Here is a 26,516-nt window from a genome sequence, read left to right as displayed (position 1 = left end):
ACCTCTCCCCCGATCGACGGGGTAGAGGAAGGGCGCCAAGCTTTTTGCCGTCAACGCTCGTCCAGCAACGCCCCCTTCCTTTCCCTCCGGAGGGGGGAAAGGTGGCGCTGCGAAGCAGCGACGGATTGGGGGAACCACTTGGCAATCAAGCCTCGGCCTGATCCGTCACGCCCGTCACAGAAGATGTGTGCATGGCGTAGCCGGAATTGCGTTGATGGAAGCTACCCGATCGCGTCGAGCGCCTGCCGCTGGCGGTGCATTTCGAGGAAGATCCGGTAGTCGCGGTCGAAGCGGGCGCCGGCTTGCTTGTTGGGCGCGCGCGTGCGGCCGCCCTGCTGCATCGCCACGCAGGCCGCGTTGAGGTCCGGGTAGAGGCCTGCGGCGGTCGCCGCCACCATGCCGGTGCCGAGCAGCACCGCCTCGTCGGCCAACGGCTCGACCACCGTGCAGCCGGTGGCGTCGGCATAAAGCTCCATCAGAAGCGGGTTCTTGGTGTGGCCGCCAGTGACATGCAGCGTGTCGATCAGGTAGCCGTTCTCGTTCAGCGCTTCCAGCACATGGCGCACGCCGAGCGCGATGCCGACGGCGGTGCGCCAGTAGAGCTTGCACAGGCTGTCGAAGGAGGAATCGAGCGTCAGGCCGCTGATGACGCCGACCGCGTGCGGGTCGGCGAGCGGCGAACGATTGCCGTGGAAATCCGGCAGCACATGCAGCCTTGCCGCCAGCGCGTCGCCATCCTCGGCGCGCAGCTCGGCGACGCGCCGAGCGATCTTCATATGCATGGCCGCGTCCGGCTCGCCGCCGGCGCCATGCCAGCGGATGATGTGGTCGAGCAGCGCGCCGGTGGCCGACTGGCCGCCTTCCGACAGCCACAGCCTCGGCAAAGCCGCGCCGTAATAAGGGCCCCAGACGCCAGCAAAGGGCTGCGGGTCTTGCGACATGGCCATAACGCAGGACGATGTGCCGGCGATCAGCGCCAAATGCCGGCTGATGTTCCTCTCGTCGCCGGCAAAGCCGCCCAAAACGCCAAGCGCGCCGGCATAGGCATCGATGACGCCGGCGCCCACCCGGCATTTTTCGGTGAGGCCGAGCTCGGCGGCGGCATTCGCCGTCAGCGGACCGATATCGGCGCCGACCGGGCTTGCCTTTTCCGGCAGATTGCCGTGCTCGAACAGGTCGCCGAGCCCGACGAGATCGAAGAAATCACGCCGCCAGCTTTTGTCCTCATGCGCGAGATAGGTCCATTTCGCCGTCAGCGTGCATTGCGAGCGGGCGAGCGAGCCTGACGCCTTCCAGGTCAGGAAATCGGCAAGATCGAATAGATAGCCGGCTTCATTCCATGTCTTCGGCAGGTGACGCTTCAGCCACATCAGCTTCGGCGTTTCCATCTCCGGCGACATCACGCCGCCGATATAATCGAGCACGGCGTGACCGCTTGCGGTGCATTCATCGGCCTCGGCGATGGCGCGATGATCGAGCCAGACCATCGTGTCCCAGCGCTTCTCGCCAGTGACCGATACGCTGATCTGGCCACCCTGCCTGTCGCGCGCGACCAGCGAGCAGGTCGCGTCGAAAGAGATGCCGGCGATATCGCCGGCGGCGACGCCGGATTTTTGGAGCGCGGACCGCACGGATTTGCACACCGCCGACCAGATATCTTCCGAATCGTGCTCGGCATGATCGGGCTTGGGCTGATGCATGGCGATCGGATGATCGGCGCGGCCGAGCAGGTTGCCGCGCACGTCGAGAATGCCCGCGCGGGCGCTCCCGGTGCCGACATCGACCGCGCAAACGAAACTCTTGATCAAGATGCTTTTTCTCTCGCTCCCAGGCCTGCAATCAAATCGGGCAATTGCAGCATGTCAGCGAATATAAAGTCCGGTTCCGTCGACGCAAGCCGCGCCTTGAGGGCGGGATTGGAGGCATGCGAGCCACCGGTGAAGGCAAAGACGCGCATACCCGCCGCGCGGGCGGCGGCGACGCCGGCCGGGCTGTCCTCGATCACCAGGCACTTGCGCGGATGCGTCCGCATGCTGGAGGCGGCGTGGAGGAAGAGATCGGGCGCCGGCTTGCCGCGTTTCACCATGGTGGCGCTGAACAGATGCGGCTCCAGCAGCGGCAGCAGGCCGGTCACGTCGAGCGCATGGCGGATGCGCTCCAGCGTGCCGGACGAGGCGACGCAGCACGGCAGTCCGAGCTTCGGCAATACCTCCTTGACGCCGGGGATCGGCTTCAATTCCTCACGGAATTTGCGCATCAGGTCGACGCGCATGGCGGTCAGATGCCGGTCGCTGATGTCGAGCCCGAACTCTTGGCCGAGGATCTCGCGCACGCTCTTCATGCTCTTGCCGAGGAAATGCTCGTAGGCGGCATCCTCGCTGACCGTGCCGCCGGCGAGCTCGATCATGCCGAGCAGCGCCGAGACCGAAAGCGCCTCGCTGTCGACCAGCACGCCGTCACAGTCGAAGATGACCAGTTCCGGCCGCATCGCGATCTGCTTCCAGTGAGCGTCAGAGCTTGCCGGCGAGATAGCGCGTCAGGGTTTCGCGCGCGCCGTCCGCCCACAGCGCCTTCAACGCATGGCCAAAGGCCTCGGCGAAGACGGGCGAGCGGCCGACATCGCCGTAGATGTCTTCCATCGCCAGCCAGGCCTTGGGATCGGCCTTAGCCGCCTTCGCGGTGGCTTGCATGCGGTCCCAGTTCGGATCGTTCGGCTCGATGACGGCGCCGCTGTCGGTGGTGCCGAAGCAATAGCGGCACCACAGGGCCGATTCCAGCGCGAGGCCGGCGACGCCCTCGCCCGCCTTCAGCCGGTCGGCGATCGTCGGGATGATGAATTTCGGCTGGCGGTTGGAGCCGTCAAGGCAAAGCCGGCGGATGGTGTCGCCGATCTTGGGATTGGAGAAGCGCCGCTCGATAAGCTGATAGTAGTCCTCCAGATTCGTATCCGGCACCGGCGGCACGGTCGGGATGATCTCGTCATGCTCGAGCTTCGACAGGAAGGCGCGCACCAGCGGCTCCTGCATGGCTTCATGCACGAAATGGATGTCCATCAGCCCGGCCGGATAAGCGATCGTGGCGTGACCGCCATTGAGGATGCGGATCTTCATCAGCTCGTAAGGCGAGACATCCTTGACGAATTGCACGCCGACCTTTTCCAACGCCGGGCGGCCGGAGGTGAAATGGTCCTCCAGCACCCATTGCTTGAACGGCTCACAGAACACCGGCCAGTTGTCCTCCAGTCCGAAATCGTCGGCGAGGATCTTCCGCTCGCGGTCGGTGGTGGCCGGGGTGATGCGATCGACCATGCCGTTCGGGAAGGCGACCTTGTCCTCCACCCATCTGGCGAGGTCCTCGTCGATCAGCCGGGCAAGGCCTATGACGCCGTCGGAGGTGACGTGGCCGTTATGGGGGATATTGTCGCAGGACATGACAGTGAACGGCACGACGCCGTCGGCGCGCCGGCGCAACAGTCCGGCAAGGATGATGCCGAACACGGTCTTCGGCACAGCGCCCGGCTGCGCATCGGCGACGATATCGGGATGGGTCGGGTTGAACTTGCCGGAGGCCGGGTCGATGAAATAGCCGCCCTCGGTGATGGTGAGCGACACGATCTTGATCGCCGGATCGGCAAGCCGCTCGATGGTCGCAGCCGCGTCGCCGGGCATCAGGAAATCGATCATGGCGCCGGTGACGCGGGCGCTCATATGACCTTGGTCCTGCTCGACGACGGTGGTCAGCCAGTCCTGTTCCTGCAGCTTGGCGCGACCGATCTTCTCGCCTTCGAACACGCCGGCGCCGATCAGCGCCCAGTCATGGGCCTCGCCGGTGCCGAACAGGTCGTCGAGATAGACCGCCTGATGCGAGCGGTGGAAGTTGCCGACGCCGAAATGGACGATGCCGGCCTTCAGGGCGGAGCGGTCATATTTCGGGCCGGCGACCTTGGCCGGCAGCATGGCGAGGTTCGAGGAAGAGAGTCTTACGGTCATCTCATTTACCCTTTGGCCGATCTGCAGCCCGACTGTTCCGCCTCCTTCGGAGGGCGAGAATGAGGGGCAACACCCGGTATTCCAGTATGCTGCCCCTCACCTGCCCCATGGCGTCTTCTCCGGAGGAAAGAAGAGAAGCGCCTCCCCCTCAACTCATCCATTGGCCGCCGTCGACATTGTAGGTCTGGGCGACGATGTATTCGGCCTCGTCACTGGCGAGGAACACGGCCATGCCGGCGAGATCTTCCGGCTTGCCCATGCGACCGTAAGGCACGCCTTCGCCGACCAGCCGCTTCTTCTCGCCCTTGGGCCGGTTCTCATATTTTGCGAAGAGCGCATCGACCTGGTCCCACATGTCGCTGTCGACGACACCCGGCGCGATGCCGTTGACGTTGATGCGATGTTTGATCAGGTCGAGTCCGGCCGACTGCGTCAGCGAGATGACGGCGGCCTTGGTGGCGCAGTAGACCGCGACCAGCGGCTCGCCGCGGCGACCGGCCTGGCTCGCCATGTTGATGATCCTGCCGCCTTTGCCACGCGCGATCATCGAACGGGCAGCCGCCTGCAGCATGAACAGCGTGCCGGCGACATTGACCGCGAACAGTTTTTCGTAGCTCGCCCTCGTTATCTCGACGATCGGCGCGAGGTCGAAGATCGCCGCGTTATTGATCAGCACGTCGAGGCCGCCGGCGTTCACTTCGACCATCTTCACCGCCGCCTCGATCGAAGCCTGGTCCGTGACGTCGAGCCTGATCGCGTAGGCGGCAGAACCGATCGCTTTCGCCGTCGCTTCCGCCGCTTCAATGTCGATATCGGCAATTGCGACTGTCGCGCCTTCGCGCGCATAGGCTTCGGCGAAGGCCTTGCCGATGCCGCGCGCCGATCCGGTGATCAGCGCCGATTTGCCTTTCAGCCTCACTGCACCAGCGCCTTGCCGTCGGCGCCGAAGCGATGGAGCTTGGTCTTGTCGGGGGTCAGGTAGACGGTGTCGCCATGCTTGACCGCGACCTCGCCGTCCGCGCGGACATTGATGGTGCCGATGCCGTCCGCCTGGACATGGAGGAAAGTGTCGGAACCGAGATGCTCGGCAACGCCGACCGTCGCCTTCCAGTCGCCGGCCGAGGTCGAGATGTTGAGATGCTCGGGCCGGATGCCGATGGTCTTGGCGCCATATTTCTCCGCCGGCGCGCCTTCGATCATGTTCATCTTGGGCGAGCCGATAAAGCCCGCGACGAAGAGGTTCTTCGGCGTCTTGTAGAGCTCCATCGGCGAGCCGACCTGCTCGATGTTGCCGGCATTGAGCACGACGATCTTGTCGGCCATGGTCATGGCTTCGACCTGGTCGTGGGTGACGTAGATCATCGTCGTCTTCAACTGATGATGCAGCTCGCTGATCTCAAGCCGCATGGTGCCGCGAAGCGCAGCGTCGAGGTTGGACAGCGGCTCGTCGAACAGGAAGGCCGAAGGCTGGCGCACGATGGCGCGGCCGATGGCGACGCGCTGGCGCTGGCCGCCGGACAGCTGGCCTGGGCGGCGCTCGAGATAGTTGGTGAGGTTCAAGATGCGCGCGGCGTCCTTCACCTTCTTGTCGATGGTCGCCTGGTCTTCGCCGGCCATCTTCAGCGGAAAGGCGATGTTCTTGGCAACCGTCATATGCGGATAGAGCGCATAGGACTGGAACACCATGGCAAGCTTGCGCTTGGCCGGCGCCTCGCGGGTTACATCGCGTCCATCGATGCTGATGGCGCCGCCGCTGGTGTCCTCGAGCCCGGCGATCAGCCTGAGCAGCGTGGACTTGCCGCAACCCGAGGGGCCGACGAACACCACGAACTCACCGTCCTCGATGTTGAGGTCGATGTTCGGAATGATCGTCGTCGACCCGAAGGACTTGGAGACGTTCTTGAGCGCGATGTTTCCCATGGTTTCCTCCCGGGGATGGTCTTCGTCGTCCGCCGCTTGGGCGTTGCTACTTCACGGCGCCAAAGGTGAGGCCGCGCACCAGCTGCTTCTGGCTGAACCAGCCCATGATCAGGATCGGCGCGATCGCCAGCGTCGAGGCCGCTGACAGCTTTGCCCAGAACAGGCCTTGCGGACTGGAGAAGGAGCTGATGAAGGCCGTCAGCGGCGCGGCATTGGTGGTGGTGAGCCGGATGGTCCAGAACGCCTCGTTCCAGGCCAGGATGATGTTCAAGAGCATGGTCGAGGCGATGCCGGGAACCGCCATCGGCGTCAGCACATAGATGATCTCGTTCCACAGCGAGGCGCCGTCCATCCGCGCCGCTTCCAGGATCTCGCCCGGGATTTCGCGGAAATAGGTGTAGAGCATCCAGACCACGATCGGCAGGTTGATTAGCATCAGCATGACGGTGAGGCCGACGCGGCTGTCGAGCAGGCCGGTGTCGCGGAAAATCAGGTAGATCGGGAACAGCACCGCGACGGCCGGCATCATCTTGGTGGACAGCATCCACATCAGGATGTCCTTGGTGCGCTTGGTCGGTGAGAACGCCATCGACCAGGCTGCCGGAACCGCAATCAGGATCGCAAGCAGCGTCGAGCCGACCGACAGGATCACCGAGTTCAGGAAGAACTTGAAATAGCCGCTCTGCGCCTGCACCTCGGCATAGCTCTCCATGGTGCCGGACGGGATCAGTGCAAAGCCCTGGATCGCCTCCTGCTCGGACTTGAACGAGGTGATGATCGTATAAAGGATCGGAAAGAAGATCAGCAGGGCGACGATCCAGGCCGCGGCCGTGGCGATGGTCTTGTGCTGGGTGGTGACTGCGCGTGCCATGTCAGGTCCTCCCGTATCGGCGATGTTGGCAGCAGGGTCGACCCCCACTCCGGTTTGCTGCGCAAACCACCTCTCCCCCGATCGACGGGGTAGAGGAAGGGCGCGGCTTCGATGCAGGCGTTTCCTCTCCCCCGGGCAGGGGGAGAGGTGTCCCGCGCAGCGGGACGGAGTGGGGGTGGTTCAGCGCAAGCGGCATCGTCTCCCCCTACTTGTCCAGGTTCTTGCCGACGGCGCGCATGGCGAAGAAGGCAACGATGTTGGCGAGAATGACGGCGATCACGCCGCCAGCGGACGCCTGCCCGATTTTGAACTCCAGGAGCGCCTTCTGGTAGACGAGGAAGGGCAGGTTGGTGGAGGCATAGCCCGGGCCGCCATTGGTGGTGACCAGGATCTCGGCATAGACCGACAGCAGGAAGATCGTCTGGATCAGGATGACGACGGTGATGGCGCGCGACATATGCGGCAGCGTCAGATAGATGAACCGGCTAATAAAGCCGGCGCCGTCCATCTCGGCCGCTTCCTTCTGCTCGCCGTCGAGCGATTGCAGCGAAGTCAGCAGGATCAGCGTGGCGAAGGGCAGCCACTGCCAGGCGACGATGAGGATGATAGCGGTCAGCGGATGCTGGCCGAACCAGTCGATCGGCTCGGCGCCGAAAAAGCGCGCTATATCGGCAAAGACGCCGTATTGCGGATGCATGATCATGTTCTTCCAGACCAGCGCCGCGACCGGCGGCATGACGAAGAACGGCGAGATGACCAGGATGCGCACGATGCCCTGGCCCCAGATCGGCTGGTCGAGCAACAACGCCAAAAGGATGCCCCCGACCACGGTGATGACCAGCACGCTGACAACGATGATGAGCGTGTTGAGGATCGAGGAGAGGAAGGCCGGGTTGGAATAGAACAGCGCGTAGTTCGAGAAGCCGACAAAGCCGTTACGGATCGGGTTCAGCGGATTGTATTGCTGGAACGAGAACCACAGCGTGAACAGCAGCGGCACGATCATCCAGACGAACAGCAGGATCACCGATGGCGCCATCATGAAACGGGCAAGCGAACGGGTTTGCTGAGTAGCCATGACGGTCACCCTCCCAAGGTCAGCCGGATTTTCAGAGTCGTGCCAGAATTTTCCCGATTTTGAAGGGTGGCCGCCCGAACTGGGTTTCGGGCGGCCCCTTGCCGGTCATGATGCGCTACCGGCGTTCGGCACCGGGAGGAGCCTTACTTGATGTAGCCGCCTTCCGTCATCGCCGCGGTGGCGGCGTCCTGAGCCTGCTTCAGCGCGTCGTCGACGCTCGACTGGCCGGCAAGGGCTGCCGAGAAGAGCTGGCCGACGGTGGTGCCGAGGCCCTGGAATTCAGGGATGGCGACGAACTGCACGCCGACATAGGGCACCGGCTTGACGGTCGGATGCGTCGGATCGGCGGCGTTGATGGAGTCCAGCGTCATCTTCGCGAAGGGCGCCGCCTTCTGGTACTCCGGATTGGCGTAGAGCGAGGAGCGCGTTCCAGGAGGAACGTTGGCCCAGCCCTCCTTCGAGGCGACGAGCTCGAGATAGTGCTTCGAGGTCGCCCATGAAACGAATTTCTCGGCGGCGTCGGCCTTCTGGGTGCCGGCGGGGATGGCGAGCGACCATGCCCACAGCCAGTTGCCGCGCTTGCCGAGGCCGTTGTCGGGCGCCAGCGCATAGCCGACCTTGTCCGCGACCTTCGAGGCCTTCGGATCTGAGACGAAGGACGCCGCGACCGTGGCGTCGATCCACATGCCGCACTTGCCCTGCTGGAAGAGGGCGAGGTTCTCGTTGAAGCCGTTGGACGAAGCGCCTTCCGGACCGTCGGCTTTCATCAGGTCGACATAGAACTGCAGCGTGTTCTTCCATTCGGGCTGATCGAATTGCGGCTTCCAGTTCTCGTCGAACCAGCGGGCGCCGAAGGAATTCGACATGGCGGTGAGGAAGGCCATGTTCTCGCCCCAGCCGGCCTTGCCGCGCAGGCACACGCCATTCACGCCATTGGCGCGGTCGGTCATCTTGTCGGCGGCCTGCTTGATGAAGTCCCAGGTCGGCGCGTCGGGCATCTTCAAGCCAGCCTTCTCCATCAGGTCCTTGCGGTACATGACGAAGGAGCTCTCGCCGTAGAAGGGCGCGGCATAGAGCTTGCCGTCGACCGAAAGGCCGCCGGCGATGGCCGGGATGATGTCCTTGACGTCATAGTCGTCGCCGAGCTTGTCGAGCGGCAGGAGCCAGCTCTGCTTTGCCCAGATCGGAACCTCGTAGGTGCCGATGGTCATGACGTCGTACTGGCCGCCCTTGGTGGCGATATCGGTCGTGACGCGCTCGCGCAGCACGTTCTCTTCAAGCGTCACCCAGTTGAGCTGGATGTCGGGGTTGGCCTTGGTGAAGTCGTCCGTCAGCTTCTGCATGCGGACCATGTCGCCATTGTTGACGGTGGCGATGGTGATGGATTCGGCATGCGCGGCGAAAGCGAGGGCGCTGGCCGACAACAGGCCCAGGGTGAGCGTGCGAAGTTTCATCAAATTCCTCCCATAAACCAAGATGAGCATTTGCCTTGGCTCTGAGCAATTACTCACTTGGCGTGAATTATGTCAACCCTGAATCTGTGCTGCAGCGCAGCAGAAATGACGCCGCACGACCCGGTCGGGCGAGGCGCCGGTACCCTAGGGAGGAGGAACATCAGGGCGATTGGCTTACGGGCAGGCGATCTCGGCCAGGAGCCAGTCGCGGAAGGCGCGGATCTTCGGCACGTTGCGGCGTGCCGTCGGATAGACCAGCCAATAGGCATGGCCGTCGTCGCCGACGAGGTCGAATGGCTGGATCAGGCGGCCGTCGGCGATCTCGTTCTTGAACAACGACCTGGTCAGGATCGCAACGCCATGGCCGGCCATGGCTGCGTTCGCTTCATAGGCCTGCGCGCCCATGCTGGAGCCCGGCCGTTTGGCGAGGTCGTGCCCGGTCACGCCGGCGGCCTCGAACCATTGCGTCCACCAGATGTCGCCGGGGTCGAGGATCGGCAGGCGCAACAGGTCCGCCGGCTCCCTGACGCCGCCGATGCTCGCCGCGAGCTTCGGGCTCAGCATCGGCGTGAAATCGGCGTCGAGCAGCTTATGCGCCTCCAGGCCCGGCCATTTGCCGGCGCCGGAGCGGATGGCGAGATCGACATCCTCGCGCGCGAAATCGGTCAGGCGGCTCGACGTGTCGAGCCGCACGGCAAGTGCCGGATGCGCGAGCTGGAACGCGCCCAGATGCTGCGCCAGCCAGTTCGAGGCAAAGGTCAGCACGGTGGTGATGCAGAGCAGGCCGTCGGCGCCACCGCGCGCCGCGGCATAGGCCTGGCCCAGGATGGCGAAGGCTTCGCTGACGGCGGGCGCCAGGCGCTGGCCGGGCTCGGTCAACTCGATCTGTCGTGGACGGCGCAGGAACAGCGGCGCGCCGATGCGCTCCTCGAGCAGCTTGATCTGGTAGCTCGCAGCCGCCTGGGTCATGCCCAACTCCTGCGCGGCCTTGGTGAAGGACAGGTGCCTGGCCACCGCCTCGAACACTCGGATCGCCTGCAGCGGCGGCAGGGGCGCAAGCTGCGGAGAGCTGAGATCGGGCATAAGGCCTCCTTATGGGTCATGATCGAGGTTTGATTGGAAGCACGAACCGGCCAGACCGATATTTGGGGTCGACGATCAATCCAGTTCAAGCATTGCGAAGGCTGACGATCATGGTCACGGTTCAGGAAAAGCTCGTTTCCACCCCGGCACAAGGCTGGTTTTTCACGCTCCTGCGGGAATTTGCAAGGTTTTCGGGCCGCAGGCGCGGTTATCTCGATGTCCGGGAATTTTCCGAGCATCTGCAGCGCGACATGGGTTTTCTCGACGGCAACGATCCGCGCGGCCGCTCGCAATAGCCCGGCACTTTTTATGGGCAATTAGCCGGCAAGCAGTGCTTCGGCCGTGCGTTCGTCGGTGATGAGGCCGTTGACCAGCCGGCGGTTGACGGCGGCCAGGATGCCCGCCAGCTTGCGTTCGCCCATGGCCAGAGCGATGACCAGCGACCTTTCCCGCGACGGCAGCGCGGCGGAAGACACGCGGTCATTGGTGATGCCTTCGATCATGCGGCCTTCGCGGTCGTACACCCAGCCGACGATCTCGGCGATGCCGCCTGCCTTCTGCAGCGCCTTCAACTCGTTTTCGGAAATGAAGCCGTCCTCGTAGAGCGGGGCCTTGGGCCCGAGATCGCCGATGCCGACGAAGGTGACATCGGCCTCGGCCGCCAGCGCCAATGTAGGCTGGATCATCGGCTGGTTGAGCAGCATCTCGCGCTCTTCCGGCGAGGACGCAATGACCGGCAGCGGCATCGGGAACGACCGCGCCTTGACGCGGTCGGCCATGGTGAAGATGACGTTGTAGAAGGCGGCCGAGCCATCGGGCGAGATGTTGCCGGTCAAGGACACGACCTTGTGCTGCGGGCAGTCCATCGGCGGCAGTTGCTCGATCGCCGCCTTCAGCGTGCGCCCGGTGCCGATCGCCATGACGATGGGAGCCTCGGAGCGCAGCCGGCGTTCGATCTCGGCCGCGGCCGCCTCGGCGATGCCGATCGTCGTCGAGCTCGACGTCGGGTCGCTCGGCACCACCTCGACAAGGTCGAGCGCGAAGCGCGACTTCAGCCGCGCGGCGAGGTCCAGGCAGTTGGCGATCGGATGATCGACCCGCACCTTGATCAGGCCCTCCGACATGGCGAGCGATACCAGCCGCTGCGCCGTCTGCCTGGAGATGCCCAGCTTGGCGGCGATCTGGTCCTGCGTGTTGCCGGCAACATAATAAAGCCAGCCGGCGCGCGCGGCGTCGTCCAACCTGGTGCTGCCGATTTCCTGTCGCGAATTCACGTCTCGCCTCCCAGCCCGCAGAATGCTGAAACGGGCGCCATAGCTTACAGCGATTGCGCCGACGCGCAATTGTCTATCGAAAGAGCAATTGCTTGGAAGCTTTCCTGATGCCGAAGGATCAATTCGCCGCTTGCCCAACCATTTGCCGGCGGGACGGTTTATCTCCCCCGGGAAACCGATTAAGGGGATCGGCGAAAGGAGCCGCGCATGACGCCGAAAGCCGTTTTCTGGGATATGGACGGGACGCTGGTCGACAGCGAGCCGCTGCACGAGGCGGCACTTGTGGCGGCGCTGCGCAGCGTCGGCATCGCCCCGCCGCCCGACCTGCATCAGCGCGTGCTCGGCATCGCGGCATGGCCGGTCTACGAAATGCTGCGCGACGAGTTCGGCCTCGCCCTGCCCTTCGACGACTGGATCGTGCGCAAATACAATCACTATCTGCCGCTGGCCGAAACGCTGAAGCCACGCCCCGGCGCGATCGAAGTGTTCAACGAATTGCGCGCGCTCGGCGTCGAGCAGGCGGTGGTGTCCAACTCCGACCGACTCATCGTTGACGCCAATCTGCGCGCCGTCGGCCTCACCTATCCGGGCATGATGACGGTCAGCCGCAATGACGTAATTGACGGCAAGCCGCTTCCCGAACCATTCCTGCGCGCCGCCTATCTCGCCGGCGTCGATCCGGCGGATGCTTTTGCCGTCGACGACAGCCTGACAGGCGCCATGGCCGGACTGGCGGCGGGCATGAAGACGATCTTCTGGCCGGAAGCGCCGATGGAAGGTCCGGCCGGCGCGATCGTCATCAACAGCGCCGAAGAGCTGCGCACGCAGTTGGGGCTGAGCCCCGGCGTCAGCGCTGCCCCTCATCCGCCTGCCGGCACCTTCTCCCCGTGAAACGGGCAACGGCACACATTTCCGAGCAGCTGGTCTCTGGCGATAGCCTGCATGGCAGCTTGGCGCATGCATTGTCTTATGTAGCGCTGGTCGACCCCCACTCCGTCTCGGCTTCGCCGAGCCACCTCTCCCCCGATCGACGGGGTAGAGACAAGGGGCCAAGCTTTTTGCCGTCAACGCCCGTCCAGCAACGCTCCCTTCCTTTCCCTCCGGAGGGGGGAAAGGTGGCGCTGCGAAGCAGCGACGGATTGGGGGAACCACGTGGCAATTAGGCCTCGGCCGGATCGGTCACGACAGCCACAGAGGATGTGTATAGCGTAACCGGGGAGAAGGAAGATCAATTCCGATAGACCGGCTCTTCCTCGTCGAGAATCGCTTTCAGCTCGGCCAGATGGCGCTCGGCCTGGCCGGGATAATCGTCCATCTCGCGCGCGGTCTTCTCGGCGATCTCGTAGGAGAGGGTGCGCAGCGGACGGCCGGTCCACAGCGCCTTGATGTAGGTCTCGGCGGCGCGTTCGAAATAGAACATGCGGTTGAAGGTGTCGGCGACGGTGTCGCCGATGACCATGACGCCGTGATTGCCCATGACCATCACCTTGACCTTGGGGTCGGTGAGAAGCTGCGAGCAGCGCTCGCCCTCTTCCTCGAAGGCCAAGCCGCCATAATTGGCGTCGACAACATGGCGGTTGAAGAACATGGCCGAGTTCTGGTCGACCGGCGGCAGCGTCGAATCGGCGAGCGAGGCAAGCACCGTGGCGTGGATTGAATGGACATGCATGGCGCAGCGCGCATGCGGGACGTTGCGGTGGATGGCGCCGTGCAGGCCCCAGGCGGTCGGGTCGGGCGCGTTGGGGCCGGACAGCGTGTCCGGATCGTTGGCGTCGATCAGCAGCAGGTCGCTCGCCTTGATGCGCGAGAAATGCACCTGGTTGGGATTCATCAGGAACTTCGTGCCTTCGTCGTTGACGGACAGCGAGAAATGGTTGGCCACCGCTTCGTGCATGTTGAGCCGCGCCGTCCAGCGGAAGGCGGCGGCGAGATCGACCCGCTCCTCATAATAGGGCAGGTTGCTCAGCGGTTCCTTGTGCAGGCGGGCAAGGCTCATCGAAAATCCTCCGCTTGGGTTTGTTTTCCGAGAATGCCGCGCATGGCGGCTGCCAGCAACCGATAATCGGTGGCTCAGCAGATCAAGCCGCCGGGCGCGTCGACTGAAGGCCGCCCTGCTCGACGATAAAGTCGATCACTTCCTGCAAGCCTTTGCCGCGCGACAGATCAGTGAAGCCGAAGGGCCTTTTGCCGCGCATGCGGCCGGCGTCGCTCTCCATGACGTCGAGGTTGACGTTCACATAGGGTGCCAGATCGCTCTTGTTGATGATCAGGAAATCCGATCGGGTGATGGCCGGGCCGCCCTTGCGCGGGATCTCCTCGCCCTGGCAGACCGAGATGACGTAGAGGGTCAAGTCGGCAAGGTCAGGCGAGAAGGTGGCTGCGAGATTGTCGCCGCCGGATTCGATGAAGATGATGTCGAGATCGGGGAATTTCTTGTTCAGCTCGGCGATGGCGCGCAAATTGATCGAGGCATCCTCGCGGATCGCCGTATGCGGGCAGCCGCCGGTCTCAACGCCGACGATGCGCTCTTCGGGCAATGCTTGTAGCCGCGCGAGCATCATCGCATCCTCCTTGGTGTAGATGTCGTTGGTGACGACGGCGATCGAAAAATCGTCGCGCAACGCCTTGCAGAGCTTTTCGGTGAGCGTCGTCTTGCCGGAGCCGACCGGGCCGCCGATGCCGATACGAAGAGGACCGTTTTTCGATGTCATGCCGGAAACTCCGTGATGGCTAGGATTGCGAAGCCTGCCCCGATCAAGAGGCAAAGCGGCGAATAAAGGCTTTGGTCAAGCCGCGCGAAAGGCTGTTCGGGCGCAAGCCGGCGCCACCAGGGCGTGAAGCCGGCAATGCCGCGACCGAGAAAGATGAGGCCGATCATCAAAGCCGTGGCAGCCAGGCCCTCTCTTGGAAAGGGCGTCGCAAAGACACCCGCGAGCGCCAGCGGCCAGAGCGTCGCGAGCGCGAGGCAAGCGGCGACGGCAAAACTCGCGAATGACGACGGCATCTCATCGACGCCGCGGAAACCGACGACGGCGCGGGCGCAGGATGCCTGGTCCGTGCCCGGCCAGATACCGCCCATGCCCCAATAGACGTGCAGCGTTGTGATCAGGAGCAGGACGAAGGAGAGGATGACGGCGAGCACGATCATGAGCGGAACAGCCTGGAGTATTGCGTCTCATGCTGCATCGCCATGATGTCGGACATGAAGGCCGCGCCGCCGAGATCGTCCAGGCTGGAAGCGGCGGCGCGCGATGCGGTCGCCAGCGCCAGAGGTTCGAAGCCGGCTAATGATGTGACGGCGTCGACCTGGCCGACAACACCCAACCTGATTGCCGCCTGCACGAGATTGGAGAAGAAAGCCTGGAGGAAGGCGGAAAGCGCATCCGAAAGGCCGATGGCGCCGCTGCCCGCAACGGCGCCGACCGCAACACAATAGGGGCAATCGGCCGGCAAACGCTCCAGCACCGGAGACGACCAGGCCGACGCCGCCTGCAGGAAGGCCGTGCCCTGCAGCATGGTTTCGAGATGACGCTCCCGCGACCCGGCGAGCGCCTCGGCCAGCGCGGCAACCTCGCTGAGATCGCCGCCGTCACGTCCGCAGCGCCAGCTTTCGGCGAAGAGCACGGCATCGTTCCAGCCCGAGCCGATCTCGACCAGCGTCTCCAGCCAGCCGGCGAGATCTTCCCGGTCGGCGATCAGCCCGTCCTGCACGGCGCGCTCGAGGCCATGGCTGTAGGAGAAGCCGCCGACCGGAAAGGCCGGCGACAGCCAGGCCATCAGCCGCAGCAGCGCGACGCTGGAAAGCTCCTCAGTCATGATGGTGGTGGTGGTCGTGGTGATGGTCGTGCGCATGATCATGGTGATCGTGATCATGGCCGTGGTGGTCATGATCGTGATCATGCGAATGGCCGTGGTCATGGCCGGAATAGGCGCCACGCACCGGGCTGAACGGCTGCGAAACCTCGTTCACCGTGGCGCCGAGGCCTTCGAGCATCGCCTTGATGACATGATCGCGCAGGATAAGGATGCGGTCCGCCTCGATCGCCGCCGCGAGGTGACGGTTGCCGATGTGCCAGGCAAGTTCGGTGAGATGAACCGCGTCGCGGGCGCGGATGTCGTAGACCTCCTCGGGCGCGGCGACGATTTCGAGCTGGCGGCCGTCTTCCAGCACCAGCCGGTCGCCATTACCGAGCGCCACCGGCTCGGGCAGGTCGACCAGCACCTTTTCGCCACCGGCCGTCTCGATGGCGCGGCGACGCAGGTGCCGCTCGTCATGCGGCAGCAAGGCTTTGTCGTAGGGCTCGGTCAAAGCCGGATCGCCGGCGGCGAGCACCGAAACGGCACGCGGGAATTTGGTGAAATCGGTGTTAATGTTGAGCTTCATTTCATGGCTCCGCCATTGGCTTGCGCCCTTGCACGGGCGGGGCGCTGAAGGACACGGTCGAAATAGGCATTTACCCTTTCGGAATCGATCGGGAAACGGCCGGCGCGCGCCCAGCCGCCGATATCGCCGAGCAGCACGTCGACGGCCGAGAAGCGGTCGCCCAGCGCAAAGGGCTTGTCGCCAAGCCGCCGTTCCAGCGCCTTTATTTCGGATGCGAAATCATAGGCTGCGGCCGGGCCGACATCGACCCGCACATCCTTGGGCAGCAGGAAGCGGTGGCGCAGCTTGTTCCACAGCGGCGCTTCCAGCTCGCTCTGGGCGAAATGCATCCAGGAATCCATCTCGGCACGGCCGGCAAGACCCGGATTGGCGCCCATGCCTTTGTCGGCGTGCTTATCGGCCAGATAGACGCAGATCGCCGCTGAATCCGTGACCTTGAGCTCGCCGTCGATCAGGATCGGCACCTTGCCGGAGGGGTTGAGCGCGTAAGCCTCCGGCGAGCGCAGCTTCACCTCGACGAATTCGTAGGGCTGCCCGAGCTCCTCGAGCATCCAGAGCACCCGGCTGACCCGGGATCCGCGCGATCCGACGGCCTTGTACGTGGTTGAACCCTGCATTTCCCCGATCCTAGATCAACGCATGCATCAGCCCAATGGCGCTCAGACGATGGTGTCGAAGAGCCGCAGGATGAATGATACTTGGTAGACAAGCGCGGCCGCGACGAAAGCGACGTGGAAACGGCGGTCGCGAACCAGGATCGCCACCAGGCAGAGCGCGACGAAGACCGGCGTGCGGATCAGATATTCATTGCCGAAGCGGGCGAAATGCTCCGGGCCCTTGAGCAGCGTGTCGATCACGTCGAGCAGATAGGTAGCCGCCAGCAGCCCGAAGAACCAGGCGCGGCGCGAGTAAAAATAATCCTCGTAGCTGGTGTAGTCGAGCATCGAATCCGGAAACAGCAGCGCGCAAAGCAGGAACAGCGTGATGGCGTAGAAGATGATGAAAAGATATTTGCCGAAGGTCCAGTTCTCGATCGCGTAGAGGCCGAACTCCCACCACCAGAAATGCACCAGCATCAACAGCACCGAGGCGACCCAGGCGAGATGCACTGCGTAGAGCCGGTACTGGCCGGGATGCTGGACGATGCGGGCAGTTCCCGAAAGCAGCCGCGTGACGCCGAGGCCGATCACCATGCCCATGACGATGCGGATATGCGGAAAGATGTCATGCGGGGAGGCGATTTCGGTGGGCATCTACGAACAGACCCGTTCGTTGCGATTAGTCATACCAGAGCCATAGCTTGCGGTAGCCCGCCGGAACTTCAATCTGCTCCGCAGGGAATGATCTACATCGCCTTCCCAGGTTTCATCCGGTTCGAACCCTGACGGCAGCCAGCCAATGATGTCTTCTTCGCTGGCGCGCGTTGTAACGACGACCTTGTCCGAGAACGGCCATTCTCCATCATCGCACTGCACGATTGCTATCCGAACGTCGTGAACCTCGGGTCTTTTCCGTACCGATTCGAATGTCGCGAGAATCGTATCGTTGTCCGGCTCTTCCGGGCTGTTGCACAGCAATCCGGCTTCACCTTCAGCCCCATCAAAGTACTCTTCCAGTGTAACGAGTGGCATAATGACCGGGGCAACTCCGCCATTATATTCTCGCAGCGCGCCCATCCTGGAAATCAACGCCAATTTCTTCTGCTCATTCATGATGCGTCCAGACTCTATGGGCACATCAATCCTAAAACAGAAAATACCGTTGTGCCATCGGCAGCACGGTCGCGGGCTCGCAGGTCAAGAGCTCGCCGTCGGCCCGCACTTCGTAGGTTTCGGGATCGACCTCGACATGTGGCGTGGCGTCGTTGAGCACCATCGAATGCTTGCCGATGCCGCCGCGCGTGTTCTCGACCGCGATCATCGCCTTGTCGACGCCCAGCCTGCCCTGCAGGCCGGCGTCGAAGGCGGCCTTCGAGACGAAGGTCACCGAGGTGTTGGTCAGCGCCTTGCCATAGGCGCCGAACATCGGCCGGTAGTGCATCGGCTGCGGCGTCGGGATCGAGGCGTTCGGGTCGCCCATGGGTGCTGCCGCGATCGAGCCACCGACCAGCACCATCTCCGGCTTGACCCCGAAGAAGGCCGGATTCCACAGCACGAGATCGGCGCGCTTGCCGACGGTGATCGAACCGATCTCCTTCGACAGGCCATGCGCGATGGCCGGATTGATGGTGTATTTGGCGATGTAGCGGCGGACGCGGAAATTATCGTTGTCGCCGGTTTCGTCCGGCAGCGCGCCGCGCTGGCGCTTCATCTTGTCGGCGGTCTGCCAGCAGCGGATCGCCACCTCGCCGACGCGGCCCATGGCCTGGCTGTCGGAAGAGATGATCGAGAAGGCGCCGATGTCGTGCAGTATGTCCTCGGCGGCGATCGTCTCCTTGCGGATGCGGCTTTCGGCAAAGGCGATGTCCTCCGGGATCGACGGCGACAGATGGTGGCACACCATCAGCATATCGAGATGCTCGGCGAGCGTGTTGACCGTGTATGGCCGGGTCGGATTGGTCGAGGAAGGGATGACGTTGGGCAGGCCGCAGACCTTGATGATGTCGGGCGCGTGGCCGCCGCCGGCGCCCTCGGTGTGAAAGGCATGGATGGTGCGGCCCTTGATGGCCGCCACCGTGTTCTCGACGAAGCCCGATTCATTCAGCGTGTCGGTGTGAATCATCACCTGCACGTCGTAATCGTCGGCGACCGACAGGCAGCAGTCGATGGCGGCCGGGGTCGTGCCCCAGTCCTCATGCAATTTCAGCGAGCAGGCGCCGGCCAGCACCATCTCTTCAAGCGCCGCCGGCTTTGACGCATTGCCCTTGCCCGACAGGCCGATATTCATTGGAAAGGCATCGAAGGACTGGATCATGCGCGCCATGTGCCAGGGTCCCGGCGTGCAGGTGGTGGCCAAAGTGCCATGCGCCGGGCCGGTACCGCCGCCAAGCATGGTGGTGACGCCGCTCATCAGCGCTTCCTCGATCTGCTGCGGGCAGATGAAATGGATGTGCGCGTCGAAGCCGCCGGCCGTCAGGATCTTGCCCTCGCCGGCGATGATCTCGGTGCCGGGGCCGATGATGATGGTGACGCCGGCCTGCGTGTCCGGATTGCCGGCCTTGCCGATAGCGGCGATGCGGCCATCCTTCAGGCCGATATCGGCCTTGACGATGCCGGTGAGCGCATCGACGACCAGCGCATTGGTGATGACGGTATCGACGGCGCCGCCGGCCCGCGTCACCTGGCTTTGGCCCATGCCGTCGCGGATGACCTTGCCGCCGCCGAATTTTACTTCCTCGCCGTAAACGGTGAGATCCTTCTCCACCTCGATGAAGAGCTCGGTGTCGGCAAGCCGCACCTTGTCGCCGACCGTCGGTCCATACATCTGCGCATAGGCGGCACGGCTTATCCTGGCCATCAGCGATTGCTCCCGAAATTCAGGTTGAATGAACGCGAGGTGCACATTGTCGCCACCCAATGGTCACGCAATGACCCGCTCGGCGACACCTTGCGCTCCCATTTGGCGGTTGAGGTGCCCCGGTCAGCCCAGAACGACCGTTTGCCAAACCGATGGAAGGAATATCCATGCTCAAAGCGATTCTTCTCGCCGCAACCGCCACTACGTTGATGGCGGGCACTGCCAATGCCCAGCAGCAGCCGACGCCGCAGCCCAGTCCCGCGCCGACCGCGCCCGCCGCGCCCGCCGCGCCGAAGGCCCAGTCCGCGGCGCCCGCTATCCAAAGCGTCAATGTCGTCGACATCACCGAACTGCCCAAGGACACGCAGACGCAGGTCAACCAGATCGTGGCGCAACGCGGCGATGCCGGCCTGCAGACATTGCGCAAGTCGATCGACGCCACGCCCAAGGTCAAATCCGCGCTCGAAGCCAAGGGCATGAGCTCCGCGCAAGTGATCGCTGCAAGCATGCAGCCCAATGGCGCGCTGACGCTGATCACCAAGAAAGCGAGCTAATTGCACGCCCAGGCGGGCCGCCTTGCGGTCCGCCTGCCATATTTTGAAGGGAATGCGGGCCGCGTCACGGTCCGCCTGCCGGCTTTTGAAGGGAACCTCCGGCCAAGCAGGACCGTTTCGCTGTTGTCGCCCCGCCACGAGTTCAGTCAGGAGCGAGCGATGGCGAAAGCCCCGCGTTTTAAGAGATGGAGTTCCGCGGTTGCCGCCACGCTTTTCGTGGCTGCGCCCCATGCGGCGTCCGCGGCGCAGCCGCTGGACAACGACAGGCCTGCCGCGGCAATCGTCGATTCCGAGGTCCGGCAGGAAGAGGCGCTTTCCTCGACGGAGGCCGGAAAGGTCATCACTGCCATCGACCGCACCCGCGACAACATCGGCACGGTGCGAAAGACAACCAAGCTCGATACGGTCGACATCGTGTTCCTGACCGACGCGGCGCGCAGCGAGGGCGGGCCGCCGCCGGCGATAGAGAACAAGGTGAAGCAGCATCAGGAGGATGTCGCCGAACTGCGCCAGGAGATCGAGGCGAACGCCCTGCTCTTCAACGCGATCGATTCGCGACGCGTGCAGGCCGAGGACGTGCTCGCCGTAGAGTTCGACAATCCGGGGAAGGTCGTCATCTATGCCGCCGCCAAGCCTCCGAAGTGATGTGAGCGCGCCGGCGGACGTCACAGCTTGCCCATCACCTTTTGCTGGAAGCCATAGACCTCGCGTTTGCCGCCCAGCGGCACCAGCGTGACGTCGCGCTCCTGCCCGGGCTCGAAGCGCATCGCGGTGCCGGCGGCGATGTCGAGCCGCATGCCGCGCGCGCTCTCGCGGTCGAATTTCAGGCCCTCATTGGTCTCGTAGAAATGATAGTGGCTGCCGACCTGGATCGGCCGGTCGCCGCTGTTTGCGACCTTGAGCGTGACGGTCGGCAGGCCCTCGTTGAGCGCGATCTCGCCCTTGGCCGCGATGATTTCGCCGGGGATCATCGCGCCCTCACAACACGCCGAAGGCGAGGCCGACGCCGGCCGCCGCGCAAGCCGCACCTGCAGCGCGCGCCAGGCTGCGGAAGCGCATGCCGAGGCTGAGGGCCGCCGCGATGCCCACGGCATGGAGAAGGGCCGTCGCGGCGGCGAAGCCCGCAATGTATTCCAGCCCGCCGGCGTTTTCGGGCACTTCCGTGCCGTGGGCGTGACCATGAAACAGCGCGAACAGACCGATGACCGCGATCCCGGTCGAGACCGGCAGGTCGATCGCCAGCGCCACCAGCAGCCCAAGCGTCACCACGGAAGCGAGGATGCCGGGCTCGACGAAAGGCATCGGCACATGCAGCATGCCGAGCGCGCCGCCGGCCAGCATCACGCCGACAAAGGCCAGCGGCCAGGCCCAGATAGCCTTGCCGCCCTTCAGCGCCGCCCAAAGGCCGACGGCGATCATGACCGTCATGTGGTCGAGACCGGACAGCGGGTGCGCGAAACCGGCGGCGAAGGACGAGGTCGTGGCGATGCCGACATGGGCATAGGCCGGCATGGCGGCCGCCAGGAAAAGGATCGCGGCAAGCGTGGTACGTTTCGTCGAAGCGGGGATCATCTATCTGTCCTTCCAATTGAGCCGGTCAAGCGGCCTTGCGCGGGCCGCAGCCTTCGGCCTTGAGCACGCGCCTGGTCGACGGCGGATATTTCGTCAGCTTGGTCGCCGGCCGGATCGGCCGCGGCGCGAAATTGCCGCCGCAATTGGGGCAGACGCCACCCAGCACATTGTCCACGCAGTCGGCGCAGAAGGTGCACTCGAAGGTGCAGATCAGCGCATCGGTCGCTTCCGGCGGCAGATCCTTGTCGCAGCATTCGCAATTCGGCCTGAGCTCCAGCATCTGTCTTCCTCCTCACCGGATCGGTTCATGCACGGTCACCAGCTTGGTGCCGTCGGGAAATGTCGCCTCGACCTGGACGTCGTGGATCATCTCGGCGATGCCGTCCATGACCTGGGCGCGGGTGACGACATGCGCACCCGCCTCCATCAGTTCCGCGACCGGGCGGCCGTCGCGCGCGCCTTCGACGACGAAGTCGGTGATAAGGGCGATGGCTTCGGGATGGTTGAGCTTGACGCCGCGCTCCAGCCGCTTGCGCGCCACCATCGCCGCCATGGCGATCAGCAGCTTGTCTTTTTCACGCGGCGTCAGGTTCATGCAACTTCCCGGCAATCGAAATCAGAGTGACCACAATTTAGGCAGGCCCGCCCGCCCATTGAGCAGTTCGACGAGCGGAACCAGCCGCTTGCGGAGCTGGTAGCCGTCGCCGGCACAGAGCCTCGCAAGAAGCTTGCCAGATCGGCCGACGCGCCAGAAACTGGCGCCGCCGCAACCACCGATGGCGGGGTCGCCGATGATGGCGCGGGCCGGCTCCAGCAGACTTTCAGCCTGCGGCGACACCAGCAGCAATGTGGCGACGGCAAGCGCGCCGCCGGTCGCCGCCCGCCGCTGGAGCGTTGCGGCGATGTCCGGGCCGAGCCGGAAATCCTCCGCATGGACCAGCGCACCGCCCTGGCGAACCCGCCAGCGGTCATGGAAACTGCCGTTGGTTTTCCGCTCGCCCATCGCCAGCCGGCCGAACAGCGTGGCTTCGAGCATCAATGCCTCGGCATCGTCGCCAAGCTCGACATCCAGCGTGCGGACGAAGGCGGCCCGGTCGAAAACGATGGTTTCCTGCGGCAGCCAGGCGATGCGGCCGCCCGGACCGACCCGCAGGTTGACGCTTGTCTCGGCCCTGTCGGCGGCGGCACGATAGACCTTCTCGCAGGCCTGGGTGGTGACGGCGGCGGAGGCGTCGGCGCCGACCTCGACCGTCCAGCCGAGGCGATCGCCGCCGGTCAGCCCGCCGGCGGTGTTGATCAGCACCGCCTCGAGCGGATCGCCTTGCACCGCCGGCAGGCGGATCTTGGCCGATCCATCCTGATAGAGCCGCCGCAGGCGCGTCCGGCCGCCGCTTTTGCCGCAGAAAAGCCTGCCTAGGCCGGCAACGCGTTGCGCGGCAGGCAAGGGAGGGGCGGCCAAAGGCGAGGCAGGCTGGGATGTCAAAGTGTTGCCGATCATGTCCATGATCCCAGGTTAAGCACTCCGGCGGCTTTGTCGATATCGCTTGTTGCTTGACATCGTTTCGGTTTCTATAGAGGGAAGCCACCTTGGAGCGGTCGCGCGGTGCCTGGCGAGGTAAGGGCAACGGCGTTTGTTGGGTCCGGGGATCAAAAAAAAGGCGCTGATCAGTTGGCGTCGGGCAACGACAGGGAAGGAACCGAATGGCTGACCAGCTGACGACCGAGATCATCGAAAAGATCAAGGCGCATGCCGATGCCGGCGGCGAGGAAATCACCGCCAGCACCGATCTCGGCACGCTCGGCATCCATTCGCTGGAGCTGACCGAGATCATCTTCGATCTCGAGGAAAAGTACGGCATCGAGATCGAGATGAACACGGTCGATGCCTGGAGCAACCTCAAGAACGTCGGCGACATGGTCGAGGCGGTTCGCGAACTGATCGCGAAAAAAGCCTGACTGCATGCAAAAACGCGTCGTCATCACCGGTATTGGCGGGATTTGCGGGCTCGGCAACGATGCGGCGGCGATATGGGACGCCATGCGCGCCGGCCGCTCGGCCATCGGCCCTATCGACAATCCGTCGCTGCATGACCTCAAGGTCAAGACCGGCTGCGAAATCAAGCAATTGCCGGACCATGGCATCGACCGCAAGCAGGTGGTGTCGATGGACCGCTTCAGCCTGCTGGCCGTGATCGCGGCGCGGGAAGCGATGCAGCAATCGGGCTTGACCGCGCATGCCGACAACACCTACCGGATGGGCGCAGTTGTCGGCGTCGGCGTCGCGGGCTTCGAGACGATCGAGGAGAATTACCGCGCAATCCTGCTCGAAGGGCGCAACCGCGCCGCCATCTTCACCGTGCCGAAAGTGATGCCAGGCGCGGCCGCCGGCCAGGTCAGCATGAATCTCGGGTTGCGCGGCCCTGTTTTCGGCGCCACCTCGGCCTGCTCGTCGGCCAACCACGCGATTTCCTCGGCGGTCGACCAGATCAGGCTCGGTCGCGCCGACGTGATGGTCGCCGGCGGCACCGAAGCGCCGCTGGTGTGGGGCGTGCTGAAGGGCTGGGAGGCGCTCAGGGTGCTTTCGCCCGACACCTGCCGGCCGTTCTCGGCCGATCGCGCCGGGCTGGTGCTCGGCGAAGGCGCCGGCATGGCGGTGCTCGAAAGCTACGATCACGCGATGGCGCGCGGCGCCACTATCTTGGCCGAGATCGCCGGCGTCGGGCTTTCGGCCGATGCCTCCGACATCGTCGCGCCGACCATCGAGGGACCGGAAGCGGCAATGCGTTTTTGCCTGGCGGATGCCGGGCTCAATCCAGAAGATGTCGACTACCTCAACGCGCACGGCACCGGCACCAAGGCCAACGACCAGATCGAGACCGCGGCGATCAAGCGCGTCTTCGGCGAGCATGCCCGTTCGCTTTCGGTGTCGTCGACCAAGTCGATGCATGCGCATTGCCTCGGCGCTTCGGGCGGACTGGAGATGATCGCCTGCGTGATGGCGATCCGCGACGGCCTCGTGCCGCCGACCGCCAATTACCGCGAGCCGGACCCCGAATGCGATCTCGACGTGACGCCGAACACGGCGCGCGAGCGCAAGGTGCGCGCCGCGCTCAGCAACAGTTTCGCCTTCGGCGGAACCAATGCGGTGCTGGCCTTCAAGGCGGTCTGACCGGCCGAAGCCTACCGGTTGACTGTGTGTGCACGGCGAGCCGGCTGGCGGCGTATTGATCCCGGCCGGCCGGGGTCCTAATTCTCCCTGACCCGCCATGAGCGCTGCCCGGCGCCAATCCGCATCCGGAGTTTGCGATGACCGACCTGTCCGCCTTTCCGATCGCCAAGCGCTGGCCGGCCAAGCAGCCCGAGCGCCTGCAGCTCTATTCGGCCACGACGCCCAATGGCGTGAAGGCGTCGATCGCGCTGGAGGAGGTCGGCCTGCCCTACGAGCCGCATTACGTCGATATCGGCAAGAATGAGAGCTGGACGCCGGAATTCCTGTCGCTCAACCCGAACGGCAAGATACCGGCGATCATCGATCCGGACGGTCCGGGCGGCAAGCCGATCGGCCTGTTCGAATCCGGCGCCATCCTGCTCTATCTGGCCGACAAGACCGGCAAGCTCATTCCCGCCGATCCGGCGCGCCGCTACGAGGCGATCCAGTGGGTGTTCTTCCAGATGGCGGCGATCGGCCCGATCTTCGGGCAGGTCGGCTTCTTCCACAAATTCGCTGGGCGCGAGATTGCCGACAAGCGGCCGCTGGAGCGTTACCGCGACGAGTCGCGGCGGCTGATCGGCGTCATGGAAACGCGGCTGAAGGGCCGCAAGTGGATCATGGACGACGACTACTCCATCGCCGACGTGTCGATGCTGGGCTGGGTGCGCAATTTGATCGGCTTCTACGAGGCGCGCGACCTGGTCGGTTTCGACGATTTCCCGACCGTTGCCGAATGGCTGGAGCGCGGCCTGGCACGGCCTGCGGTGAAGAGGGGCCTGACCATCCCGGCGAAGGGCTGAAGTAGCTTCGGGAAACGTGCAGCGGTGGGCGCAACAAAAAAGCCCTGCGGGCGCGCTTGACCGAGGTTGATCGCGCGGCCCATGCCGGGCTGGTTCGACGCTCGGAAAAGGCGCTTTGGCTGAAGATGGCGGTGGCTAAGCGGGCGCGGCTAGCGCCTGCGTTGGAGATTAGCCGAAACCCCCGTGTCGTCGTCATACTCGGGCTTGACCCGAGTATCCATGCCGTGGCCCTTGCCGTAGAGTGCAACGGTGCAGAATTCTGTAACCGCAGCAACGCCTTAGCGTCACGGCATGGATTCTAGGGTCTGCGCGCGTCGCTTCGCTCCTTGCTCCGCCCTAGAATGACGACCGTGCTGTCGTGGTGGCCAATCGCGAAGGTCCGGCTCGGCGACTTCGCCGTCCGGAATCGCGTAAAGGGGCTACTTCGCCTTGGCCTTGGCACCACCGCAACCGAACACGGAAGCCGCGAGCCGCGCGGTGGCGACGACCGCTCCTGTGGCGACGCTGGCCACGGTGCGGATCGGCCCCGATTTGCTTGCCGGCGACTTGGCATGTTTCGCGCTCTTGGCTGCGACCTTGTGGGCCGCGCCGGGCGTCACTCTCTTCGGCGCCGCCTTACCGAAGGCCGGCTTGGCGTCCTTCGATCGTTCGGCCGCCGCCGGGCCGGCTTGGGCTTGCGTCATCCTGGATTGGCTGGCCCTGGCCTTTTTGGGCGCGGTTTTTCTGCTGTTCGTTGCCATCTGACGGCTCCTGCATTCTCGGTTCGCAGTTTCGGAGGGAAAGCGCGTTCGCCCGCCTTCCTGGAATTGCTCCGGCGCCGGACAATTCGGGATACGGTCATAACGGCGCGAAAACCTTAAGGTTCCCGCC

Annotated in this window: 32 protein-coding genes; 7 read left to right on the top strand and 25 right to left on the bottom strand. The window is 64.3% G+C overall.

The features are described from left to right. Positions 1–221: 221 nt before the first annotated feature. From CK219_RS18175 to gcvA, 9 genes are all read right to left on the bottom strand, one after another. Positions 222–1,808 (bottom strand): FGGY-family carbohydrate kinase, encoded by a 1,587-nt coding sequence (locus CK219_RS18175; protein ID WP_095768109.1) that lies wholly within the window; start codon positions 1,806–1,808, stop codon positions 222–224. Beyond that, complete coding sequence (locus tag CK219_RS18170; RefSeq protein ID WP_095768108.1) at positions 1,805–2,488, bottom strand: HAD family hydrolase; 684 nt, start codon at positions 2,486–2,488, stop codon at positions 1,805–1,807. Before CK219_RS18170 ends, CK219_RS18175 begins: the two co-directional genes overlap by 4 nt. A gap of 22 nt (positions 2,489–2,510) precedes the next feature. Continuing rightward, positions 2,511–3,989 (bottom strand): mannitol dehydrogenase family protein, encoded by a 1,479-nt coding sequence (locus tag CK219_RS18165; RefSeq protein ID WP_095768107.1) that lies wholly within the window; start codon positions 3,987–3,989, stop codon positions 2,511–2,513. A gap of 148 nt (positions 3,990–4,137) precedes the next feature. Further along, positions 4,138–4,908, bottom strand: a complete 771-nt coding sequence (locus CK219_RS18160; RefSeq protein ID WP_095768106.1) for an L-iditol 2-dehydrogenase — start codon at positions 4,906–4,908, stop codon at positions 4,138–4,140. Next, positions 4,905–5,909 carry an ABC transporter ATP-binding protein gene (locus CK219_RS18155; protein ID WP_095768105.1) on the bottom strand — a complete coding sequence of 335 codons (1,005 nt, stop codon included), beginning with the start codon at positions 5,907–5,909 and terminating at the stop codon, positions 4,905–4,907. Before CK219_RS18155 ends, CK219_RS18160 begins: the two co-directional genes overlap by 4 nt. Positions 5,910–5,955: 46 nt before the next feature. Then, the gene (locus CK219_RS18150; RefSeq protein WP_095768104.1) at positions 5,956–6,780 is read right to left on the bottom strand and encodes a carbohydrate ABC transporter permease; all 825 of its coding nucleotides are present in this window, start codon (positions 6,778–6,780) and stop codon (positions 5,956–5,958) included. A 205-nt stretch (positions 6,781–6,985) separates the two neighbouring features. Further along, positions 6,986–7,858 (bottom strand): sugar ABC transporter permease, encoded by an 873-nt coding sequence (locus CK219_RS18145; protein WP_095768103.1) that lies wholly within the window; start codon positions 7,856–7,858, stop codon positions 6,986–6,988. A 143-nt stretch (positions 7,859–8,001) separates the two neighbouring features. Further along, positions 8,002–9,312, bottom strand: a complete 1,311-nt coding sequence (locus tag CK219_RS18140; protein ID WP_095768216.1) for a sugar ABC transporter substrate-binding protein — start codon at positions 9,310–9,312, stop codon at positions 8,002–8,004. 174 nt (positions 9,313–9,486) lie between these two features. Continuing rightward, positions 9,487–10,395 (bottom strand): transcriptional regulator GcvA, encoded by a 909-nt coding sequence (gcvA, locus tag CK219_RS18135; RefSeq protein ID WP_095768102.1) that lies wholly within the window; start codon positions 10,393–10,395, stop codon positions 9,487–9,489. Positions 10,396–10,406: 11 nt separating this feature from the next. On the opposite strand from gcvA, the gene CK219_RS18130 reads away from it, so the two are divergent. Further along, complete coding sequence (locus CK219_RS18130; protein ID WP_348628337.1) at positions 10,407–10,691, top strand: hypothetical protein; 285 nt, start codon at positions 10,407–10,409, stop codon at positions 10,689–10,691. Positions 10,692–10,712: 21 nt separating this feature from the next. On the opposite strand, the gene CK219_RS18125 is transcribed toward CK219_RS18130, so the two are convergent. Beyond that, complete coding sequence (locus CK219_RS18125; RefSeq protein WP_095768100.1) at positions 10,713–11,669, bottom strand: sugar-binding transcriptional regulator; 957 nt, start codon at positions 11,667–11,669, stop codon at positions 10,713–10,715. 207 nt (positions 11,670–11,876) lie between these two features. Between CK219_RS18125 and CK219_RS18120 the strand changes: the two genes are divergently transcribed. Beyond that, positions 11,877–12,560, top strand: coding sequence for an HAD family phosphatase (locus CK219_RS18120; protein ID WP_095768099.1), 684 nt, complete (start codon positions 11,877–11,879; stop codon positions 12,558–12,560). A 337-nt stretch (positions 12,561–12,897) separates the two neighbouring features. Here the strand turns inward: CK219_RS18120 and CK219_RS18115 are convergent, their stop codons facing one another. From CK219_RS18115 to ureC, 9 genes are all read right to left on the bottom strand, one after another. After that, positions 12,898–13,665: a class II aldolase and adducin N-terminal domain-containing protein gene (locus CK219_RS18115; protein ID WP_095768098.1), complete on the bottom strand. Its 768-nt coding sequence runs from the start codon at positions 13,663–13,665 to the stop codon at positions 12,898–12,900. 82 nt (positions 13,666–13,747) lie between these two features. After that, entirely contained in the window at positions 13,748–14,380 is a 633-nt protein-coding gene (gene ureG / locus CK219_RS18110; protein WP_095768097.1) for an urease accessory protein UreG, read from the bottom strand. Continuing rightward, positions 14,377–14,817 (bottom strand): DUF3995 domain-containing protein, encoded by a 441-nt coding sequence (locus CK219_RS18105; RefSeq protein ID WP_095768096.1) that lies wholly within the window; start codon positions 14,815–14,817, stop codon positions 14,377–14,379. The genes ureG and CK219_RS18105 overlap by 4 nt, the downstream gene beginning before the upstream one ends. Beyond that, on the bottom strand, positions 14,814–15,485 hold the full coding sequence (locus CK219_RS18100; protein ID WP_095768215.1) for an urease accessory protein UreF: 672 nt from the start codon (positions 15,483–15,485) through the stop codon (positions 14,814–14,816). The genes CK219_RS18105 and CK219_RS18100 overlap by 4 nt, the downstream gene beginning before the upstream one ends. Further along, entirely contained in the window at positions 15,478–16,053 is a 576-nt protein-coding gene (gene ureE / locus CK219_RS18095; RefSeq protein WP_095768095.1) for an urease accessory protein UreE, read from the bottom strand. The genes CK219_RS18100 and ureE overlap by 8 nt, the downstream gene beginning before the upstream one ends. Further along, positions 16,050–16,670: a glutathione S-transferase family protein gene (locus tag CK219_RS18090; protein ID WP_095768094.1), complete on the bottom strand. Its 621-nt coding sequence runs from the start codon at positions 16,668–16,670 to the stop codon at positions 16,050–16,052. Before CK219_RS18090 ends, ureE begins: the two co-directional genes overlap by 4 nt. 42 nt (positions 16,671–16,712) lie before the next feature. Continuing rightward, positions 16,713–17,306 carry a hypothetical protein gene (locus CK219_RS18085; RefSeq protein ID WP_095768093.1) on the bottom strand — a complete coding sequence of 198 codons (594 nt, stop codon included), beginning with the start codon at positions 17,304–17,306 and terminating at the stop codon, positions 16,713–16,715. Next, positions 17,307–17,765 (bottom strand): hypothetical protein, encoded by a 459-nt coding sequence (locus CK219_RS18080; RefSeq protein ID WP_095768092.1) that lies wholly within the window; start codon positions 17,763–17,765, stop codon positions 17,307–17,309. 31 nt (positions 17,766–17,796) lie between these two features. Beyond that, positions 17,797–19,512, bottom strand: a complete 1,716-nt coding sequence (gene ureC / locus CK219_RS18075) for an urease subunit alpha (protein WP_210200010.1) — start codon at positions 19,510–19,512, stop codon at positions 17,797–17,799. A gap of 164 nt (positions 19,513–19,676) precedes the next feature. On the opposite strand from ureC, the gene CK219_RS18070 reads away from it, so the two are divergent. Both CK219_RS18070 and CK219_RS18065 read left to right on the top strand, forming a co-directional pair. Then, on the top strand, positions 19,677–20,063 hold the full coding sequence (locus CK219_RS18070; protein WP_095768090.1) for a hypothetical protein: 387 nt from the start codon (positions 19,677–19,679) through the stop codon (positions 20,061–20,063). Between the two features lie 159 nt (positions 20,064–20,222). Then, a complete protein-coding gene (locus tag CK219_RS18065; protein ID WP_095768214.1) occupies positions 20,223–20,708 on the top strand; it encodes a hypothetical protein in 486 nt (161 codons plus the stop codon). Between the two features lie 20 nt (positions 20,709–20,728). Here the strand turns inward: CK219_RS18065 and CK219_RS18060 are convergent, their stop codons facing one another. From CK219_RS18060 to CK219_RS18040, 5 genes are read right to left on the bottom strand one after another with little or no spacing between them, the layout of a single operon-like run. Next, positions 20,729–21,034 (bottom strand): urease subunit beta, encoded by a 306-nt coding sequence (locus CK219_RS18060; RefSeq protein WP_095768089.1) that lies wholly within the window; start codon positions 21,032–21,034, stop codon positions 20,729–20,731. 7 nt (positions 21,035–21,041) lie between these two features. Next, positions 21,042–21,635, bottom strand: a complete 594-nt coding sequence (locus CK219_RS18055) for a HupE/UreJ family protein (RefSeq protein WP_095768088.1) — start codon at positions 21,633–21,635, stop codon at positions 21,042–21,044. A 25-nt stretch (positions 21,636–21,660) separates the two neighbouring features. Beyond that, a complete protein-coding gene (locus CK219_RS18050) occupies positions 21,661–21,915 on the bottom strand; it encodes a DUF1272 domain-containing protein (RefSeq protein WP_095768087.1) in 255 nt (84 codons plus the stop codon). A gap of 12 nt (positions 21,916–21,927) precedes the next feature. Then, positions 21,928–22,230, bottom strand: a complete 303-nt coding sequence (locus CK219_RS18045) for an urease subunit gamma (RefSeq protein WP_041003069.1) — start codon at positions 22,228–22,230, stop codon at positions 21,928–21,930. A 21-nt stretch (positions 22,231–22,251) separates the two neighbouring features. Next, entirely contained in the window at positions 22,252–23,133 is an 882-nt protein-coding gene (locus CK219_RS18040; protein WP_095768213.1) for an urease accessory protein UreD, read from the bottom strand. 203 nt (positions 23,134–23,336) lie between these two features. Here CK219_RS18040 and CK219_RS18035 point away from each other — a divergent pair, with 203 nt between their 5' ends. The 3 genes from CK219_RS18035 to CK219_RS18025 all read left to right on the top strand — a co-directional run bounded on the left by CK219_RS18035 (position 23,337) and on the right by CK219_RS18025 (position 25,646). Next, positions 23,337–23,591, top strand: a complete 255-nt coding sequence (locus CK219_RS18035) for an acyl carrier protein (protein ID WP_095768086.1) — start codon at positions 23,337–23,339, stop codon at positions 23,589–23,591. Between the two features lie 4 nt (positions 23,592–23,595). Then, positions 23,596–24,804, top strand: coding sequence for a beta-ketoacyl-[acyl-carrier-protein] synthase family protein (locus CK219_RS18030; RefSeq protein ID WP_095768085.1), 1,209 nt, complete (start codon positions 23,596–23,598; stop codon positions 24,802–24,804). Between the two features lie 137 nt (positions 24,805–24,941). Next, positions 24,942–25,646, top strand: a complete 705-nt coding sequence (locus CK219_RS18025) for a glutathione S-transferase N-terminal domain-containing protein (RefSeq protein ID WP_095768084.1) — start codon at positions 24,942–24,944, stop codon at positions 25,644–25,646. Between the two features lie 419 nt (positions 25,647–26,065). On the opposite strand, the gene CK219_RS18020 is transcribed toward CK219_RS18025, so the two are convergent. Beyond that, the gene (locus tag CK219_RS18020) at positions 26,066–26,386 is read right to left on the bottom strand and encodes a hypothetical protein (protein WP_095768083.1); all 321 of its coding nucleotides are present in this window, start codon (positions 26,384–26,386) and stop codon (positions 26,066–26,068) included. Positions 26,387–26,516 lie beyond the last annotated feature (130 nt).

The sequence above is a fragment of the Mesorhizobium sp. WSM4313 genome (assembly GCF_002294725.1).
In the GTDB taxonomy this organism is placed as follows: domain Bacteria; phylum Pseudomonadota; class Alphaproteobacteria; order Rhizobiales; family Rhizobiaceae; genus Mesorhizobium.
This window is presented reverse-complemented; position numbering and strand designations above follow the sequence as displayed.

Bases quoted from the DNA above. Each gene is read 5' to 3' on its own strand.
- CK219_RS18145 (WP_095768103.1), bottom strand. From the start codon at position 7,858: ATGGCTACTCAGCAAACCCGTTCGCTTGCCCGTTTCATGATGGCGCCA.
- CK219_RS18150 (WP_095768104.1), bottom strand. From the start codon at position 6,780: ATGGCACGCGCAGTCACCACCCAGCACAAGACCATCGCCACGGCCGCG.
- CK219_RS18170 (WP_095768108.1), bottom strand. From the start codon at position 2,488: ATGCGGCCGGAACTGGTCATCTTCGACTGTGACGGCGTGCTGGTCGAC.
- CK219_RS18065 (WP_095768214.1), top strand. From the start codon at position 20,223: ATGGCGAAAGCCCCGCGTTTTAAGAGATGGAGTTCCGCGGTTGCCGCC.
- CK219_RS18080 (WP_095768092.1), bottom strand. From the start codon at position 17,765: ATGAATGAGCAGAAGAAATTGGCGTTGATTTCCAGGATGGGCGCGCTG.
- ureG (WP_095768097.1), bottom strand. From the start codon at position 14,380: ATGACATCGAAAAACGGTCCTCTTCGTATCGGCATCGGCGGCCCGGTC.
- CK219_RS18020 (WP_095768083.1), bottom strand. From the start codon at position 26,386: ATGGCAACGAACAGCAGAAAAACCGCGCCCAAAAAGGCCAGGGCCAGC.
- ureE (WP_095768095.1), bottom strand. From the start codon at position 16,053: ATGAAGCTCAACATTAACACCGATTTCACCAAATTCCCGCGTGCCGTT.
- CK219_RS18120 (WP_095768099.1), top strand. From the start codon at position 11,877: ATGACGCCGAAAGCCGTTTTCTGGGATATGGACGGGACGCTGGTCGAC.
- CK219_RS18155 (WP_095768105.1), bottom strand. From the start codon at position 5,909: ATGGGAAACATCGCGCTCAAGAACGTCTCCAAGTCCTTCGGGTCGACG.
- CK219_RS18090 (WP_095768094.1), bottom strand. From the start codon at position 16,670: ATGCAGGGTTCAACCACGTACAAGGCCGTCGGATCGCGCGGATCCCGG.
- CK219_RS18030 (WP_095768085.1), top strand. From the start codon at position 23,596: ATGCAAAAACGCGTCGTCATCACCGGTATTGGCGGGATTTGCGGGCTC.
- CK219_RS18130 (WP_348628337.1), top strand. From the start codon at position 10,407: ATGGGTCATGATCGAGGTTTGATTGGAAGCACGAACCGGCCAGACCGA.
- CK219_RS18115 (WP_095768098.1), bottom strand. From the start codon at position 13,665: ATGAGCCTTGCCCGCCTGCACAAGGAACCGCTGAGCAACCTGCCCTAT.
- CK219_RS18105 (WP_095768096.1), bottom strand. From the start codon at position 14,817: ATGATCGTGCTCGCCGTCATCCTCTCCTTCGTCCTGCTCCTGATCACA.
- CK219_RS18055 (WP_095768088.1), bottom strand. From the start codon at position 21,635: ATGATCCCCGCTTCGACGAAACGTACCACGCTTGCCGCGATCCTTTTC.
- CK219_RS18140 (WP_095768216.1), bottom strand. From the start codon at position 9,312: ATGAAACTTCGCACGCTCACCCTGGGCCTGTTGTCGGCCAGCGCCCTC.
- CK219_RS18040 (WP_095768213.1), bottom strand. From the start codon at position 23,133: ATGATCGGCAACACTTTGACATCCCAGCCTGCCTCGCCTTTGGCCGCC.
- CK219_RS18035 (WP_095768086.1), top strand. From the start codon at position 23,337: ATGGCTGACCAGCTGACGACCGAGATCATCGAAAAGATCAAGGCGCAT.
- CK219_RS18070 (WP_095768090.1), top strand. From the start codon at position 19,677: ATGCTCAAAGCGATTCTTCTCGCCGCAACCGCCACTACGTTGATGGCG.
- CK219_RS18165 (WP_095768107.1), bottom strand. From the start codon at position 3,989: ATGACCGTAAGACTCTCTTCCTCGAACCTCGCCATGCTGCCGGCCAAG.
- CK219_RS18085 (WP_095768093.1), bottom strand. From the start codon at position 17,306: ATGCCCACCGAAATCGCCTCCCCGCATGACATCTTTCCGCATATCCGC.
- CK219_RS18025 (WP_095768084.1), top strand. From the start codon at position 24,942: ATGACCGACCTGTCCGCCTTTCCGATCGCCAAGCGCTGGCCGGCCAAG.
- CK219_RS18060 (WP_095768089.1), bottom strand. From the start codon at position 21,034: ATGATCCCCGGCGAAATCATCGCGGCCAAGGGCGAGATCGCGCTCAAC.
- CK219_RS18100 (WP_095768215.1), bottom strand. From the start codon at position 15,485: ATGACTGAGGAGCTTTCCAGCGTCGCGCTGCTGCGGCTGATGGCCTGG.
- CK219_RS18050 (WP_095768087.1), bottom strand. From the start codon at position 21,915: ATGCTGGAGCTCAGGCCGAATTGCGAATGCTGCGACAAGGATCTGCCG.
- gcvA (WP_095768102.1), bottom strand. From the start codon at position 10,395: ATGCCCGATCTCAGCTCTCCGCAGCTTGCGCCCCTGCCGCCGCTGCAG.
- CK219_RS18045 (WP_041003069.1), bottom strand. From the start codon at position 22,230: ATGAACCTGACGCCGCGTGAAAAAGACAAGCTGCTGATCGCCATGGCG.